Origin of the sequence: Pseudoalteromonas sp. OOF1S-7 (genome assembly GCF_022347765.1) — a bacterium.
Lineage (GTDB): Bacteria > Pseudomonadota > Gammaproteobacteria > Enterobacterales > Alteromonadaceae > Pseudoalteromonas.
The window spans coordinates 468,499-484,180 of sequence record NZ_JAKRFZ010000003.1 but is presented as its reverse complement, the minus strand read 5'-3'; the positions used below and the strand labels follow the sequence as shown (position 1 = coordinate 484,180).

At 49.1% G+C, this 15,682-nt stretch carries 15 protein-coding genes; 1 reads left to right on the top strand and 14 read right to left on the bottom strand.

The features are described 5' to 3' along the window. The first annotated feature begins 36 nt into the window (after positions 1 to 36). Positions 37 to 363, top strand: coding sequence for a ribonuclease E inhibitor RraB (locus tag MHN33_RS07010; protein WP_239397286.1), 327 nt, complete (start codon positions 37 to 39; stop codon positions 361 to 363). Positions 364 to 403: 40 nt separating this feature from the next. On the opposite strand, the gene MHN33_RS07005 is transcribed toward MHN33_RS07010, so the two are convergent. The 14 genes from MHN33_RS07005 to thrB all read right to left on the bottom strand — a co-directional run bounded on the left by MHN33_RS07005 (position 404) and on the right by thrB (position 15,681). After that, positions 404 to 2,155, bottom strand: a complete 1,752-nt coding sequence (locus tag MHN33_RS07005) for a DEAD/DEAH box helicase family protein (protein ID WP_239397285.1) — start codon at positions 2,153 to 2,155, stop codon at positions 404 to 406. 133 nt (positions 2,156 to 2,288) lie between these two features. Next, positions 2,289 to 2,594: an H-NS histone family protein gene (locus MHN33_RS07000; protein ID WP_239397284.1), complete on the bottom strand. Its 306-nt coding sequence runs from the start codon at positions 2,592 to 2,594 to the stop codon at positions 2,289 to 2,291. Between the two features lie 193 nt (positions 2,595 to 2,787). Then, positions 2,788 to 5,865 (bottom strand): ligand-binding sensor domain-containing diguanylate cyclase, encoded by a 3,078-nt coding sequence (locus tag MHN33_RS06995; protein ID WP_239397283.1) that lies wholly within the window; start codon positions 5,863 to 5,865, stop codon positions 2,788 to 2,790. Between the two features lie 28 nt (positions 5,866 to 5,893). Further along, positions 5,894 to 6,379: a phosphatidylglycerophosphatase A gene (locus tag MHN33_RS06990; protein WP_239397282.1), complete on the bottom strand. Its 486-nt coding sequence runs from the start codon at positions 6,377 to 6,379 to the stop codon at positions 5,894 to 5,896. Between the two features lie 12 nt (positions 6,380 to 6,391). Continuing rightward, positions 6,392 to 7,351 (bottom strand): thiamine-phosphate kinase, encoded by a 960-nt coding sequence (gene thiL, locus MHN33_RS06985; RefSeq protein WP_239397281.1) that lies wholly within the window; start codon positions 7,349 to 7,351, stop codon positions 6,392 to 6,394. Positions 7,352 to 7,395: 44 nt separating this feature from the next. Next, positions 7,396 to 7,806, bottom strand: coding sequence for a transcription antitermination factor NusB (gene nusB / locus MHN33_RS06980; protein ID WP_010382792.1), 411 nt, complete (start codon positions 7,804 to 7,806; stop codon positions 7,396 to 7,398). Between the two features lie 11 nt (positions 7,807 to 7,817). Further along, positions 7,818 to 8,282, bottom strand: coding sequence for a 6,7-dimethyl-8-ribityllumazine synthase (ribE, locus tag MHN33_RS06975; protein WP_239397280.1), 465 nt, complete (start codon positions 8,280 to 8,282; stop codon positions 7,818 to 7,820). 116 nt (positions 8,283 to 8,398) lie between these two features. Then, entirely contained in the window at positions 8,399 to 9,511 is a 1,113-nt protein-coding gene (ribBA, locus tag MHN33_RS06970) for a bifunctional 3,4-dihydroxy-2-butanone-4-phosphate synthase/GTP cyclohydrolase II (RefSeq protein ID WP_239397279.1), read from the bottom strand. Positions 9,512 to 9,544: 33 nt separating this feature from the next. Continuing rightward, complete coding sequence (locus tag MHN33_RS06965) at positions 9,545 to 10,201, bottom strand: riboflavin synthase (protein WP_239397278.1); 657 nt, start codon at positions 10,199 to 10,201, stop codon at positions 9,545 to 9,547. A 6-nt stretch (positions 10,202 to 10,207) separates the two neighbouring features. Then, complete coding sequence (ribD, locus tag MHN33_RS06960; RefSeq protein ID WP_239397277.1) at positions 10,208 to 11,326, bottom strand: bifunctional diaminohydroxyphosphoribosylaminopyrimidine deaminase/5-amino-6-(5-phosphoribosylamino)uracil reductase RibD; 1,119 nt, start codon at positions 11,324 to 11,326, stop codon at positions 10,208 to 10,210. After that, positions 11,323 to 11,775 carry a transcriptional regulator NrdR gene (nrdR, locus tag MHN33_RS06955; RefSeq protein ID WP_010382799.1) on the bottom strand — a complete coding sequence of 151 codons (453 nt, stop codon included), beginning with the start codon at positions 11,773 to 11,775 and terminating at the stop codon, positions 11,323 to 11,325. The genes ribD and nrdR overlap by 4 nt, the downstream gene beginning before the upstream one ends. 167 nt (positions 11,776 to 11,942) lie before the next feature. After that, the gene (gene glyA / locus MHN33_RS06950) at positions 11,943 to 13,199 is read right to left on the bottom strand and encodes a serine hydroxymethyltransferase (protein ID WP_239397276.1); all 1,257 of its coding nucleotides are present in this window, start codon (positions 13,197 to 13,199) and stop codon (positions 11,943 to 11,945) included. Between the two features lie 255 nt (positions 13,200 to 13,454). After that, positions 13,455 to 14,741, bottom strand: a complete 1,287-nt coding sequence (gene thrC / locus MHN33_RS06945) for a threonine synthase (RefSeq protein ID WP_239397275.1) — start codon at positions 14,739 to 14,741, stop codon at positions 13,455 to 13,457. 1 nt (position 14,742) lies between these two features. Next, on the bottom strand, positions 14,743 to 15,681 hold the full coding sequence (thrB, locus tag MHN33_RS06940; protein ID WP_239397274.1) for a homoserine kinase: 939 nt from the start codon (positions 15,679 to 15,681) through the stop codon (positions 14,743 to 14,745). Position 15,682: the final 1 nt, after the last annotated feature.

Below are 15,682 nucleotides of genomic sequence, written 5' to 3'. Positions count from 1 at the left end.
GACAATATCCCCAGCTATATTAACTTGAGTACGATTATGCAATTCCCTGATGATGACAACGGCCAGCTTCTGTCTGAAATAGCCGCCGCCGGTGTCGATCTCACTCAGATGCACAGCATCGATTTTTTTATTTTGTTCGAACAAAAGGCCGACGCAGAGCGTTTTATGCGTGCCATTGCCGCTGATGAGCTGGCACCCAAAACCAAACTGGATACCTGCCCGGATACCGGTGTATGGGAAGTCGTTACTTCTGTCACTATGGTGCCGGATCACCAGCTCTTAAGCCAGACCGAGCAATATCTGGAATCTATCGCCAACAGCCACGAAGGCTATGGTGACGGGTGGGGAATACTCGCCGAATAACACTCGGAGCTGAGGGATGCAGAGCCCAAAGTGCTCTGCATTAGCTTTTATCCGCTGTACGATAACTGCCCTGGTAATCAAAAATCTTTTCTGTTACCTGCCAGCCATACTTCTTGTGTTGTCGGGCAATCACAAAATCGGGCGCCGACAGTAAAGTGGTATCCACTTGCGCAGCCTCTGTCCACGCTTTCACGTTCACGCCACTGCGGCAATGCTTGGCAAACTGACGAACAAAATGGTGCCGGCTAGCCAGTTTTGCAAAATCAAACACCTCGCTCACGCTTGCCCCGTCCTCATCAAAGTAGGTTATTTTCAGCAACTGAGCTTTAACCACTTCACCGCTCAGACCACTACAGCGGATCACCATGGCGTTTTTCAGATTGAGCGCCGCACGCAGCTTGTCGTCGGGATCTGCCAGCATCACGCCACAACTGTGGCACTGGCGTGCCGCAATGTCATTTTCGGCGCCACAGTTGTCGCATTCTTTGAATTTAAAACGGTAGTCGCACTGCTGCTCATTGCCTTCGTCATCCTGTAATAGCCCCTGACAACGTCGGCCGAAGTGCTCAATTACTCGCCCCTGTTCATCGTATTTACCCCAGAAAATATTGCCAAAGCCACAGCCGGGGCACAGCACCTGGACAGGTTCATTGTCTGAGTCAGGCTTTTTGCTGCCGACTTCAGGATGAAACAAGTCAAATTCATTGGCAGCATAATCGACCACCAGGCAGTCCTTTTTACCTTCACTCAGGCGTAAGCCTCTGCCCACAATTTGCTGGTATAAACTCACCGATTCTGTGGGCCGCAAAATAGCAATCACGTCCACATGAGGCGCGTCAAACCCTGTCGTTAATACCGATACATTGACCAGATATTTTATTTCACGACGCTTAAATGCCGCGATAATATCATCGCGCTCCCGGTTATCCGTATCGCCAATCACCAGCGCCGTCTGCGGTGCAGGCAAATAACCCATGATTTCTTTGGCATGCAATACTGTTGCCGCAAAAATCATCACCCCGTGGCGCTCTTTGCTGAGCGAAACCACATGATTAATAATACTTTTGGTCGCCCGGGTATTATTTTGTAACAGCTGATTCATATCTGCCTCACTATAGCGCCCAAACGCATTACTGGTAAGTGCAGAAAAATCATAATTCTCTATGGCCGGGTCGAGTTTATTCGGCGGCGTCAGATAACCATGCTTAATCATATAACGCAGCGGTAGCTCATAAATACAGCGACGAAATGGGCTATCTTCACTACCCCGAACGAAACCATGGTAGTGACGATGATACACCCAGCCACTGCCAAGCCGATACGGGGTTGCAGTCAAACCCAGTATTTTTAACGCCGGATTAAATTGCCGCAAACGCTCAATCACAGCCATATATTGACTATCTTGCTCACCACTAACCCGGTGACACTCATCAATTATCAGTAACGAATAAAAAGTATCTATCGCTTCTATATTGCGAGCCAGTGACTGCACACTGGCGAATGTCACTTGATGGGTCAGGTCCTTTTGGTTTAATCCGGCTGAGTAAATACTCGCAGTCAAGCCATAGCTTTGATACTTATGTGCATTTTGCTCAACCAGCTCTTTGACGTGAGTCATCACAAGAATTTTATGTTTAGCCAGCCTGGCCAGCTGTGCAATCACCAGGCTTTTACCTGCACCGGTTGGTAGTACAATTACGGCACTGTCATTCGATTTTTTAAAGTGTGCAATGGTATTGGCGACAGCTTCTTCTTGATAAGGCCTTAGCGTGTAAATAGGAACACCTGACAATATTAATGAATAAGGATTTTGATAACGATGGGAGGAGACAAGTTATAGGGTAAGTGCCCAGCCGGGATACTCTTAAATAAGATAAGCCAGCCACTTCTGCAAAAAAGTGCAACTGGCTTATGCGAGATCACAATTAGATTTTGTAATCTTCTAAATTAACACCAACAAATGCTTTTGGTGTTTTACCACGGCCTGTCCACTCAAATACTTCACCGTCTTTTTCAATACGGTATTTTGGACGCACTTTGCTACGCTTATCCGTTGCGCTTTCCGCTGCAAAATCTTCTAAAGACAATCCTTTTTCTTTAATCAGTGCCAAGACTTCTTTTTTGGCTTCTTCCTGTTTTGCCTGCTCATCAATAGCAGCTTGGATCAGCTCCAGCGCTTTATTCAAATCACTGTAACTTGCAGTCTTAATAAAAGATCTTATTTCACGCATTGGATTACTCTCATAGATTGTTGAATTTAGAATTTTCTAAGTTAATTAAGCTCGATATATAGAGAGTATATTATATTTATCTCATTTCAAATTAAAAGTAGTTAAATTTATAATATCCGTTGATAATTACTCAATACTCGACCTGGTTTATTCGTTTTTTCATGCTTAGAGACAATGAAAACGACATAGCAGGCTAACGCATCCACACTTTCACTTCTGCCAGACCATTCGACTGCAGCAGTTGCAGTTGTGATTCTACATTCTGGCTCTGTTCAAATTCAAAGGCATCAAGTTGCTCATCAAACGTAATGGTTGCCGCACCATCTCCGCCACGCTGTTTCACTTCATGCAATGCAATATCTGCCAGGTTAACGGACGCTTCCCAACCGATCACTTGGCCACCCAATAAGGGCAGTGGATAAAATGACCAACCCACAGAAACACTCAGATTCAGCGATTTACCATTGGGTAATTTGAAGTCAAACTGTGCAATGGCTTTACATAGTTCACTGACATAGCGCTCAACTTCAGAGCATTTAAAGTCTCGCAATAGCAACAAGAACTCATCGCCACTCCAGCGTGCCACATAATCCGATCCCTGAGTGCGTGTATTGAGCAAAGTGGCCAGTTGCTGAAGGCAGCTGTCGCCACCAATCGGGCCATAGGCATCATTGATTTTGCTGAAACTATCGATATTCAGGATCATCAACACCAGGCTCTTATCCTGCTGACGCAGTGACTGGGCATTGCGCTGATAATGTTCAATATCCTTGGGCAGCTGATCAAACAAGAAACGGCGACTGCGCAACCCGGTCAGTTCATCGGAATGGCTGACCAGTTTTAGCTGCGTATTCACCTGATTAAGTTTGTCATTGGCCTTTCTCAGCTCAGTGGTGCGTTCTGCTACCAACGCCTCCAGCGCCGCCTGTTTGCGTCGCTCCTGGGTACGAAAAACCCAAAACACCAGATAGAACAAAAACATAAAGCCACAGGTGATAATCAAACGGAAAAAGACTGTTTCATCAAAACGTTGAGGCAATTGCAGATTGAGCGACAGGTTATGTGCCTGTTGCCAGTCCTGGCCGCGTCGTTTCACCTGCAGCAGGAAGGTAAAATCGCCTGGCGGTAAGTTAGTATAGATGGCTTCGCGTCGCGATTGCGCATCGCGCCACTGCGCGTCATGACCTTCCAGTTTATAGCGAAACTCGATACTCTGTGGTGCATAGAAGTCGATGGCAGTATAGCGAATAGTCAGGTCGCGTTCGCTGGTATCAAGTTCAACCGGGCCTTCCAGCCTGTCCGGAGTCAGGTTTCGGTAAGCAGTCGCGATGCTCTCAAACTTAGGTGCCAGCTCAGCAGCACTGAATAACTGTACTTTTTTCGGGATCCGCACGATGCCTTGCAGGCTGGGATACAACAGGTAATCATCCTGCTCTACCACAGCATCGTGCCCCAAGCCGGTACAGCACTGACTGGGGACGCCATCCAGCTGTCGGTCAAAAGGATTAATCACTTGCTCAACCTGGAGGTTTTGCACAGCCTCATTAAACTGTGCGATCGGCATCCGATACACGCCTTTCATAGTACTGACCCACACCAGCTCTTGGGTTTTATCGAAGTGCAGAGACAAGATAGGGCCATAAGGTAAGCCATGAGAGGCATCAAGCTGATGCCAGTCTCCATCCTGACTACGATAATAGAGCCCGTCATAGAAGGTCCCCACCAATGTGGCGCTGCCTTCAACGTGCAAAATACTGGTTACATAGGCGGATTCAAGCGAGGTCTGCCCGCCAATTTTTTCAATTCCCCGTTCATTGTATTTATAGGCCCCTTTATCGGTTCCAATAAAACCAAACCTAGGAAAATCAACAACATAAGTAATAAACTGGCTACCAAGAAAAGCATTATAGGTAAAGGGGGTCAGGCCACTATAATCGAGCCGGTACAGGCCACGTCCAGTGCCCAGCCACAAGCCCCCCTGATTGGAGGGAGTCAGAGTAAAGACCTGAGTCTGGCGAAACTCACGATTAGGGATAGCAAGTAATTTATCGTCCTCATAAATCACCACGCCGCGGCCGGTGCCCAGAAACAAGCGCTCGCCTATGAACTCCATGTCATGAATTTCGACGCCTTTGAGCTGGTCGGCGCTGATCACAGGCTCAAAATTATCGCTGCTGTCCAATCGCCCCACACCTTCACGGGTTGCAACCCAAACATTCCCCTGCAAGTCTTGTGTTATAGCTGAAATGGCCTGCTCCCGCTGAGACCCTACGGCAAAACGCTCCACTCTGCCAGCGTGGGCCAGCCAAAGACCTTCATTAATACTGGCCATCCACACATTTGAGTCATTATCGATGAAGATATCGGTGAACCAGATCCCCTGATCAAGCTGCGCCAGCTCTACATACTGCCACTGGCCACCACTTTCTTTGTAAAGTAACCGACCATAAGTAGAGACCCACATGCCACCTTGTTGATCGCTGAGGAATTTATAGGTCGCATTGTTGCCAATCTCATCGTAGCGCCTCAGTACTTCGTCAAAATCGAGAAAATAAGCGCCTAACTGAGAGGCCAGAAAAAGCTTGCCATCTATCCAGGCAAGATCATGAATGTTGGTTTGAGCCAGCTGGCGTGGCAATGAAATTTTGCTGGACAGTTCCAGTCGCATGTCATTAGAGCCCATGGATTGAGACTCACTGATCCGCAACAAATGACGTTCATTGACCAGCCAGATCCCCTGCTCAGAGGACGTCATCTTGGTCACTGAACCAACAATTTGGCTGATATGTGTAAGCGACAGTTTTTTACTGTCGAGGTTATTTTCTGCTAACGTCAGGCGTTTGGCCGACACATAGTATAAGCCATTTGCCGCAACCCAAATATTGCCGTTATGATCTTCAAGAATATCTCTGACTTCACCCTGGACTTCAAAGCGCTCCGCCTGCAGGGTTTGCGGATTTAACCGGGTCACCCCTCTGCGGGTACCAATCCACAACATTCCAAAGCGGTCAACAAAGAGCTTGTTAACCGCGTTACTGTCCAAAAAGTCACTGTTTTGTGTTGTGTAATTACTGAACTGCAAGCCGTCAAAGCGACTCAGTCCAAATTGTGTGCCCAGCCAGATATATCCCTGCTGATCCTGAACCACACTTTTGATACTTTGCGACGGCAGCCCATTTTGCATACTCCACTGTTTAACAACATAATCATTAATTGCCGCATTCACACTTGTGGTGAACATGCACAGCAACAGTAGAAGTATTAAACGCATAGGCTCCCTCTTAGTACCCGTAATTAAATTAGCCGCCCAGGACCCCTGTTTTAAACAAAGCTTGCAGACAAATCAATGAAAATATCCCGGCAAGCAAATCATCCGCCATGATCCCTAATCCACCATGGAGCTTTCTGTCCAACAGTCGGATAGGACCAGGCTTTGCGATGTCGAAAAAGCGAAACAGCAAAAAGCCGACCAGCAAAGACTGCCAGCTAATTGCAGCCCCCACCATGGTTATATAAAACCCGGCAACTTCATCCCAGACAATCGCAGGATGATCATGTACACCGACATCTCGCGCCGTTTTGCCACAGATCCAAAAGCCAGCCAGGCTTATCACCATAGCCAGCGTCACTTGCAACCACAGGGGTTGACCCATTGTCAGCAAAATAAAAGGAAGTGCCGCCAAAGTACCGAAGGTACCCGGGGCTTTAGGTGCCAGTCCTAAACCAAACCCCAAAGCCAAAAAGTGATGTGGGCGTTTAAGGTTGAATGATAACGGCTTATTCAAACCTGCTCCTCATTAAAAATGTTGATAGCCGCTGCGCGGCAATGGGCACTTTTCACCCGTATTGAGCAGCTCAAGCTTGCCCACAGAGGCCGTGATCTGACCTATACAAACAGGCTCGACTCCATACTGACGCAGCCGGGCCTCGACAGCCCCTTTGTTGCTGTCATTAACGGTAAACAAAAGCTCGTAATCATCGCCATACGCCAGGCTCAGTTCGCGACGCAAAGCATCGGGTTGAAGCTGCTGCATAATAGGTGATACCGGCACATCCTCAATGTTGACAATGGCCCCCACGGCAGACTTATTCAGGATGTGCTGTAAATCAGCGACTAAGCCATCTGAAATATCAATACAAGCTGTTGCCATGCCACGTAAAACCTGCCCCGCAGCGACTCTGGGTGTGGGAAAATGCAGTTTCTCTTCAAGCCGTTTCAATTGCTTATCACCAAGCGGGATCTGGCGCTTACGCGCTTCAATAGCCAGTGCGGCATCACCCAGCTCGCCCGTAACATAGATCCAGTCACCCACTTTGGCGCCAGAACGTGTCAGTGCCTTGTCATTGGGAATGATCCCTTTCGCGCAAATGGTGATAGTCAGTGGACCCTGAGTGGTATCTCCGCCGATCAGCTGCACATTATAGTATTCCGCAATCTCATGCATACCTTCGGTAAACGCTTCCAGCCAGTCCATATCGACTTCGGGCAAGGTCAACCCAATGGAGATCCAAGTCGGCTCAGCCCCCATAGCAGCCAAATCGCTGAGATTGACAGCTAAGGCTCTATGACCTAATGCTCTGGGTGGAATATCGTCAAAAAAATGTACACCGGCAACCAGGGTGTCTGTGGTAATGGCAAGTTGGTGCTTTTCAGGAACCGTTACTATGGCACAATCATCACCAATGCCAACCTTTACATCACGACGCGCAATGCCGCGTCCCTTGAAGTAATGGTTGATTAACTCAAATTCCTTCATACATTAAAAAAGCCGGCCTATGCCGGCTCTCCTCACGGTCTCGATTACTTGCGGATTATCTTAACCGCTTTGTCCAGTACGCCGTTGACAAATTTGTGACTGTCTTCGGCACCAAACATTTTCGCCAGCTCAATCCCTTCGTTAATGGCGACTTTGTATGGGACGTCTTCGCGGAATTTTAACTCGTAAATGCTGACGCGCAGTACGGCTTTCTCAACCATATCCAGGTCGTCAAATGGACGAGATAAATGCGGTGTCATCAATTCATCTAGCTGTTTGCAGTTTACTGCAACACCACGTGCCAGATCCTTGAAATACTCGACATCAACCTTTGAAACGTCGTTTTCGATCAGCATTTGCTGTTCGATATCAGCAATGGGGTTGCCACTTAGCTGCCAAGAATATACTGCCTGAAGGGCAAGGACACGCGCCTTACGTCTAGCTGCTGGTTTCACTGAGATTCCTCTTAAATTTGCTCTAACACGTTAACCATTTCTAGTGCACCAAGTGCAGCTTCGCCACCCTTGTTGCCCATTTTGGTTCCCGCGCGCTCGATGGCCTGCTCAATACTTTCGGTGGTTAACACACCAAAGGCAACCGGGATATCGTAGTCCAGAGATACGCTCGCCAGACCTTTGTTTGACTCATTTGCAACCAGGTCAAAATGAGGCGTACCACCACGGATGATGACACCTAATGCAATGATGGCATCGTGTTCTTTCTTCATTGCAACACGCTTTGCCGCCAAAGGTAATTCTACCGCACCCGGTACATACACCACAGTGATGTCTTCATCCTTTACGCCACCCGTGCGCTTTAACTCATCAACCGCACCGTCTAACAGGCTGCTGCCGATAAAATCGTTAAAACGAGAGATGACAATGGCAAATTTCTTGCCCGGTGCGTATTTATTACCTTCGATGATTTTCATTAGATGATTCCTAATCTAGTATAAGCAATTGCCAAATTGAGGCGCATAATAGCATAGAAAAAGACGAAACGCCTACAGGGAAATCCCTGCCAGGCGCTCGTGCTGTTATTCGTAAATTATTGAGGTTCTACGTAATCGACGACTTCTAAGTGGAAGCCTGAAAGTGCGTGATATTTTTTCGGTAAACTCATCAGGCGCATTTTACTGATCCCCAGATCAGCGAGGATTTGCGAACCAACACCTACGGTTCTGGAGGTCCCCTGAAACTTGCGATAATTGGGTTTCTCACCTGCGTCTTCTGCTGCAAACGCTTTCACGAGCTGCTCCAGGTCTTCGGTTTTTTCTTGTTTACCCAGGATAACCAGCACACCATTATTGTCGGCGATGTATTTCATTGCCCCATGCAAGGTCCAGCTACGATCGGCACTGCGGTCGGACAGCAGCGTATCATTAAATGTACTCTGCAGATGTACTCTGACTAACGTGGCATCATCGCCGCTCACTTCACCTTTAAGCAATGCATAATGCAACTGGTTGTCTATCGTGTCTTTATAAGTGACCAAATCAAACTCGCCGTATTCAGTCGGTAACTTGCATTGTGCCACTTTTTCAATGGTCGTTTCATTGAGATTACGATACTCAATTAAATCAGCAATGGTGCCAATTTTAATGCCGTGCTCTTTGGCAAATACTTCCAGTTCAGGACGCCTCGCCATAGTGCCATCCGGGTTGAGGATCTCAACAATCACAGAGGATGGTTCAAGACCCGCCAGACGTGCCAAGTCGCAACCCGCTTCGGTGTGGCCTGCACGAGTCAATACCCCACCGGGTTGTGCCATGATCGGGAAGATATGACCTGGCTGCACTATGTCTTCTGGCACTGCACCTTTAGCAACGGCCGCCTGCACTGTACGAGCACGGTCTGCTGCCGAAATACCTGTGGTCACGCCTTTCGCGGCCTCAATAGACATCGTGAAATTGGTTGAAAACTGAGCGCCGTTATTTTTTACCATCAGCGGTAAGTCAAGCTGCTGGCAACGCTCCTGTGTCATTGTCAGACAGATCAGGCCACGGCCGTAGGTCGCCATAAAGTTAATTGCTTCTGGCGTGATATGCTCTGCCGCAATGATCAGATCGCCTTCATTTTCCCGGTCTTCATCGTCCATCAAAATCACCATTTTACCGGCTTTGATATCATCGATGATTTCTTGTGCGCTGTTTAAGCTCATAATCTTCCCGTTAGTAAGTGCGTTATTGGCAAGTTATTTAATAAAGCCAGCTTTGGCCAGCAAGCTGGTTGTGAGAGTAGATTGCTGCGTCGCAGCCGATTCGCCCTGGATCAACCTTTCCAGATAACGTGCTATCTGATCCACTTCGAGGTTGATCAAGGTCCCTACCTTAAAATCAGTAATGATGGTTTCCTGTGCGGTATGCGGCACAATCGTCAACTTGAATTTATCGCCATCGAGGTCATTTACTGTCAGGCTAACACCATCGATGGCCACCGATCCTTTATAGGGTATGTATTTCGTTAGTTGCGCAGGCGCTTTGAGCCAGTAATCTGTGGCACGGGCATTGGGCTGTACGGCAACCACTTCGGCAATGCCATCAACATGACCCGAGACCAGATGCCCACCGAGCCGAGAGACTGGCTGCAGCGCCTTTTCCAGATTGACTTTTTGTCCAACCCGGTACTCACCGAAGCGTGTCAGCTTCAGTGTTTCATTGGATACATCGGCACGAAAGCCATCAGCAAACTTTTCAACCACGGTCAAACACACTCCGTTAGTCGCAATGCTATCGCCCAGCTGCACATCATTCATATCCAGTGTTGTGCTGCTAACCCGCACGCTGAGATCACCTTGCTTGAGCGTTAGCTCGGTCAACGTGCCCGTTGCTTCAATGATACCTGTAAACATAATGTCTTACTTACCTTGTTGTTTGTGTGCGGTGATACGAATATCGGTCCCAATCGGTGTGATTTCTGCTATCTGTAATTCAGTGATCTGGCTCATCGACGAAAGCGGTGCACTGTTAAATAAGTCTCTGCCATCCGTACCAATGATCTTGGGCGCCAGATAAATCAAATACTCATCAATCAAGCCTTGCTGATGCATGGCACCTGCCAGCGTCGCCCCCGCCTCCAGCCAGATCTGATTAATATTGCGCTCAGCCAAAGTGGCCAGCGCCGCTTGCAGGTCAATTTTGCCTGCCCGGGTATTAATTTTAATTTGCTCTACGAAATGTGGCCAGTTGTGCTGATTATCAAGGTCTGAGCGTAAAATAACGACAGGAGAAGGGGTTTTAAACAACGCCAGATCCGGGTGCAGGCGATTTTGCGAGTCGATGATCACTCGCACAGGCTGCCGCCACTGCTCTACGGGGCGGACAATATCCGTCAACTCTTCTGAGCGTACATTGAGCCGGGCATCATCAACCAGTACTGTGTCCGCACCACTCAAAATCGCACAACTTTGCGCCCGACCCAGCTGTACATCTCGTCGCGCCGCAGGCCCTGTGATCCACTTACTTTCACCATTCCCCAGTGCGGTCTTACCGTCCAGGCTGGCAGCGAGTTTACAGACAACATAGGGACGCCCCTGCTCCATGCGCTTTAAGAATCCCTTGTTCAGTGCTCGGGCCTGTTGCTCCAGCAATCCGGAGGCTGTTTCTATTCCAGCCTCATTGAGCATCGCCAATCCCCGCCCGGCCACTTCAGGGTTAGGATCGACCATAGCAGCAATGACTTTGCTCACTCCGGCTTCGATCAGACCTTTTGCACACGGGGGAGTACGGCCGTAATGGCTACAGGGCTCAAGCGTGACATAGGCTGTTGCACCACGAGCGCGCACTTTAGCTTCTCGCAGGGCATGCACTTCGGCATGAGGCTCACCGGCACGTAAATGAAAGCCTTCTCCGACAATCTCGCCGTCATTGACGATGACGCAGCCCACATTGGGGTTTGGGGTGGTGGTAAAACGGCCCTGCTGCGCCAATTCAATGGCCCGTGCCATATAAGTCTGATCGGCCTGTGTAAAACTCATTCATCCCCCAGCCGGGCAATTTCTTCGCCAAACTCTTTTACGTCTTCAAAACAACGATAGACCGACGCAAAACGTACATAGGCCACTTTATCGAGTTTTTTCAGCGCTTCCATAATGCACTCACCCACCAGCTGACTGGGCACTTCTCGCTCCCCTGTAGCACGCAATTGTGACTTGATCTGATGCACCACTTCTTCAATTTGCTCTGTGCTTACCGGACGCTTTTCCAGCGCACGATGCAGACCATTTTGCAACTTATCTTCGTTGAACGGCTCCCTGGAGCCATCTTGCTTGATAACTCTGGGCATCACCAGCTCAGCACCTTCAAAAGTGGTAAAGCGCTCATGGCATAAAATACACTCACGCCGCCTGCGAACCTGGTGGCCCGAGCCGACTAACCGTGAATCAATCACTTTGGTTTCTTTTGCAGTACAAAATGGACAGTGCATAAACGCTCACTATGAAAAACTGACAAACACTCAAGTTGCAGTGATTGTGTCACGATGCAAATTGAGCCAATTGCCGGAAGTATATCAAGATAGTACCTTATGGTGCACATAAAAAAGGCCGCTCTGAGTAGGGCAGCCTTCTGTCATATCTCTGTGGTAACTGAGATTTATGCGTAAACAGGCAGTTTAGCGCAGATTGCTTTTACTTTTTCTTTCACTTGCGCCTGTACTGTTTCGTCTTCGATGTTGTCCAGTACATCACAGATCCAGCCAGCCAGCTCACTTGCTTCAGCTTCTTTAAAGCCACGACGGGTAATTGCCGGTGAACCAATGCGCAGACCTGAAGTAACGAACGGAGAACGCGGATCGTTAGGTACTGAGTTCTTGTTAACCGTGATGTTGGCACGGCCAAGCGCTGCGTCGGCATCTTTACCTGTGATGTCTTTGTCGATCAAGTCCAGCAGGAACAGGTGGTTGTCAGTCTTACCAGAAACCACTTTGTAGCCACGCTCCTGAAGTACAGCCACCATAGCCTGGGCGTTTTTAACCACTTGCGTCTGGTAAGCTTTGAAGTCGTCCTGTAAAGCTTCTTTGAATGCAACGGCTTTGGCTGCAATCACGTGACACAGAGGACCACCCTGACCGCCCGGGAAAACCGCGCTGTTAAGCTTTTTATAGATGTCGGCATCGCCACATGCAGAAAGGATCAGACCACCGCGAGGACCCGCCAGAGTTTTGTGGGTAGTCGTAGTAACAACGTGTGCGTGTGGGATTGGGCTTGGGTAGATACCTGCCGCAACCAAACCAGCAACGTGTGCCATATCAACCAGCAGGTAAGCACCTACTTTGTCTGCAATTTCACGGAACTTAGCCCAGTCAACAATACCTGAGTATGCCGAGAAACCACCGATGATCATTTTTGGCTTGTGCTCTAATGCCAGCGCTTCTACTTGCGCGTAGTCAATTTCGCCCGTTTCTTCATTCAGGCCGTACTGAATCGCATTGTACGTCTTACCTGAGAAATTCACGTGAGAGCCGTGTGTCAGGTGGCCACCGTGTGCCAGGCTCATGCCCAGAACGGTGTCGTGCGGCTGAAGCAGTGCCTGGAAAACCGCGGCATTTGCCTGAGAACCCGCGTGTGGCTGAACGTTTGCGTAGTCACAACCAAACAGTTCACAGGCACGATCAATCGCCAGTTGCTCAACCACGTCAACGTGCTCACAGCCACCGTAGTAGCGCTTACCCGGATAACCTTCAGCATATTTGTTGGTTAACTGTGACCCCTGAGCCTCAAGTACACGCGGGCTACAGTAGTTTTCAGATGCGATAAGCTCGATGTGCTCTTCCTGACGGGTTGTTTCCGACTGGATCGCTTGAGCTAGTTCAGGGTCAAAATCTGCAATATTCATGTTACGTTCTAACATGGTGTCTCCTAGGTACACGTAAGATTGGTTTTTGAAGGCTTGATTGTACGCAAATTGCGGCCATTTGCCTATGAAATCGGCGTGAGCCTATTTAATCAAGGATTGAATTTATTTCACAGTGTTTGGGGGATGATATTTTTTTATTTAAACATTTAGATTTTTTATTAAAATGTGAAATTACATTTCAAATTGAAATCTACTGAATGCGCTTTGCTGATGCCTCAGAGGGTCACCAGCAAAGCAGCTTACTAGGCTTTAACGTGTCAGACGCGCCAACACGGCCAGCTTGAGGGCAGCATAATCGGCTGACAAAGGTTCAGCCAGGCAGGGTTTTTCAAGCGCCGTTGCCAGCGCCTCTGGCATCTCTATCGCCTGCTCCAGCACTGCTTCCACCGTTTCTCTGAATTTGGCGGGGTGTGCCGTCGCCAGAAAAATCCCGGTTTCTTCGGGCTGACCGTCTAACAGTAGCCCTTCATAGGCAATTGCAGTATGAGGCTCTGTCACGTACCCGGCTTTTGCCACCGTACGCATCACTTGCTGCGTTCTCTCTTCAGACACAGAACGTGAATAAAATTCATACTTGGGGAAATGCCCTTGTTCCAACATAGACTCAACCCGAGGCCAGTTATTAGGTTTACTCACATCCATCGCATTGGAAATAGACTCTAAAGTCGCATTCGGCTGCCACTGACCTGAGTCCAGATAACGGGGCACAGTGTCATTCTGGTTGGTGGTCGCACTGAGGCGTTTTACCGGCAATCCCAGTGCGGCGGCAATCATGGCAGCACACACATTGCCGAAGTTACCACTGGGCACAGAAACATGAACCTGCTGGCGCTGAGCCGCGTTAAGCTGGGCAAATGCCTCAAAGTAGTAGCAAACCTGGGCCAGCAAACGGCTGATGTTAATTGAATTGGCCGAGTTCAGACCTAAAGTCTGCTTAAACTCATCATCCAGGAAGGCTTGTTTTACCAGTGCCTGACAGTCATCGAAGCTGCCTTCTACCGCATAACAATGGATGTTTTCACCCAGCGTCGTGAACAGTTTTTGCTGAGCCAGTGAGATTTTCCCCTGTGGATAGAGGATCACCACATCCACGCCCGGCATCTGATAAAAGGCATGGGCTACCGCCGCCCCGGTATCGCCGCTGGTCGCGGTGAGAATGGTGACCCGCTCTCCCTGACTAAAGGCACCAATGCATTGCGCCATAAAGCGTCCGCCAAAATCTTTAAAGGCCAGCGTCGGGCCATGAAATAGCTCAAGGCAATATTTATTTTTTTCAACTTCAACTAAGCGCGCAGGAAAATCAAATGCCTGCTCACACATGCTCTCTAATGAGTCCAGAGGTAACTCATCTCCGATCAGGTGTTTCAGGATAGCCGCGCTGCGCTGTGCAAAAGGCTGTGCCAGCAGGCCACCAATGTCATTCAAAGGCTCAAGCGTTTCGGGGAAAAACACCCCCTGATTGCGACCCAACCCCGTTTTAACGGCCTCAATAAAGGATACCACCTGAGTATCGTCTTTTAAGTTAACCAGTTTCATTCTACTCTCCTTCCTTTATTTCTCTTGTACCTTGTCGGTCTATTCGGCAAATGTGGCTGAAGCCATGTTCATTCAGGTAATTCTGTTGTAACCACAGCTGACAGCGCTGTGCATCCTGTTCGTTCGCGCATAATGCAAACAAGGTTGGCCCGGCACCAGAAATGCTGACACTTAGCGCGCCTAACTCAGGCAAGCTTTGTCTGGCCTCGTCAAACCCCTCAATCAAGGGCGCACGTGCCGGCTCGGCAATCTCATCCTTCATTAAAGTCACGGCCTTATCAAACTGCTGCTGCGCCATGAGTAAAGTAAAAGCGCTCAATCGCTGGGCAAATTCTACCGCGTCGTGTGTCGCCAGCTGCTGCGGCAGCACCGCTCTGGCCGCAGCGGTATTTAAGGCAAATCCGGGGTAGGCCACCACCAGTCGCCAGTTGTCATCGCTCGGCAGGCTCAGCGCCCTGTCGGGGATCAGCTCGGCTGTCAGCTGCAGCCCACCCAGATAGCAGGGCGTGATATTGTCGTAGTGACGTGCTCCACTGACCTTACCTTCAAAATCAGCCATCAGTTCAATCATCTGGGTCTGGGACAATTGAGTCTGTGCAAAGGCATCCAGCGCCGCAAACGTCGCGACCACGGAGCAGGCACTGGAACCCAGCCCGGAACCTATCGGCAATCGTTTATCCAGGGTTAATTTCACCCCGGGCATGCTCGTAGCGACATGCTCCCGGAAATGAACTAAACACTGAAAGGCGAGGTTTTCCTCGGCCCTGGCTGGTAATTTCGCCGCATAGGGACCGATGCATGCAAAGCTGTCCTGCTCGGCAGCCTCAACACTCACCACATCACCCAATAAAGTCCCGTCTAACGGGGCGATAGCGGCCCCGAGAGAATCAAAACCGACACAAAAATTGCCAATAGATGCCGGTGCAAAAAATCGTTTCATA

What these genes read in the sequence shown, in the direction of transcription:
- MHN33_RS07010 (WP_239397286.1), top strand. Translation starts at nt 37, where the DNA reads ATGCAATTCCCTGATGATGACAACGGCCAGCTTCTGTCTGAAATAGCC.
- MHN33_RS07000 (WP_239397284.1), bottom strand. Translation starts at nt 2,594, where the DNA reads ATGCGTGAAATAAGATCTTTTATTAAGACTGCAAGTTACAGTGATTTG.
- MHN33_RS06995 (WP_239397283.1), bottom strand. Translation starts at nt 5,865, where the DNA reads ATGCGTTTAATACTTCTACTGTTGCTGTGCATGTTCACCACAAGTGTG.
- thiL (WP_239397281.1), bottom strand. Translation starts at nt 7,351, where the DNA reads ATGAAGGAATTTGAGTTAATCAACCATTACTTCAAGGGACGCGGCATT.
- ribE (WP_239397280.1), bottom strand. Translation starts at nt 8,282, where the DNA reads ATGAAAATCATCGAAGGTAATAAATACGCACCGGGCAAGAAATTTGCC.
- ribBA (WP_239397279.1), bottom strand. Translation starts at nt 9,511, where the DNA reads ATGAGCTTAAACAGCGCACAAGAAATCATCGATGATATCAAAGCCGGT.
- MHN33_RS06965 (WP_239397278.1), bottom strand. Translation starts at nt 10,201, where the DNA reads ATGTTTACAGGTATCATTGAAGCAACGGGCACGTTGACCGAGCTAACG.
- ribD (WP_239397277.1), bottom strand. Translation starts at nt 11,326, where the DNA reads ATGAGTTTTACACAGGCCGATCAGACTTATATGGCACGGGCCATTGAA.
- nrdR (WP_010382799.1), bottom strand. Translation starts at nt 11,775, where the DNA reads ATGCACTGTCCATTTTGTACTGCAAAAGAAACCAAAGTGATTGATTCA.
- glyA (WP_239397276.1), bottom strand. Translation starts at nt 13,199, where the DNA reads ATGTTAGAACGTAACATGAATATTGCAGATTTTGACCCTGAACTAGCT.
- thrC (WP_239397275.1), bottom strand. Translation starts at nt 14,741, where the DNA reads ATGAAACTGGTTAACTTAAAAGACGATACTCAGGTGGTATCCTTTATT.
- thrB (WP_239397274.1), bottom strand. Translation starts at nt 15,681, where the DNA reads ATGAAACGATTTTTTGCACCGGCATCTATTGGCAATTTTTGTGTCGGT.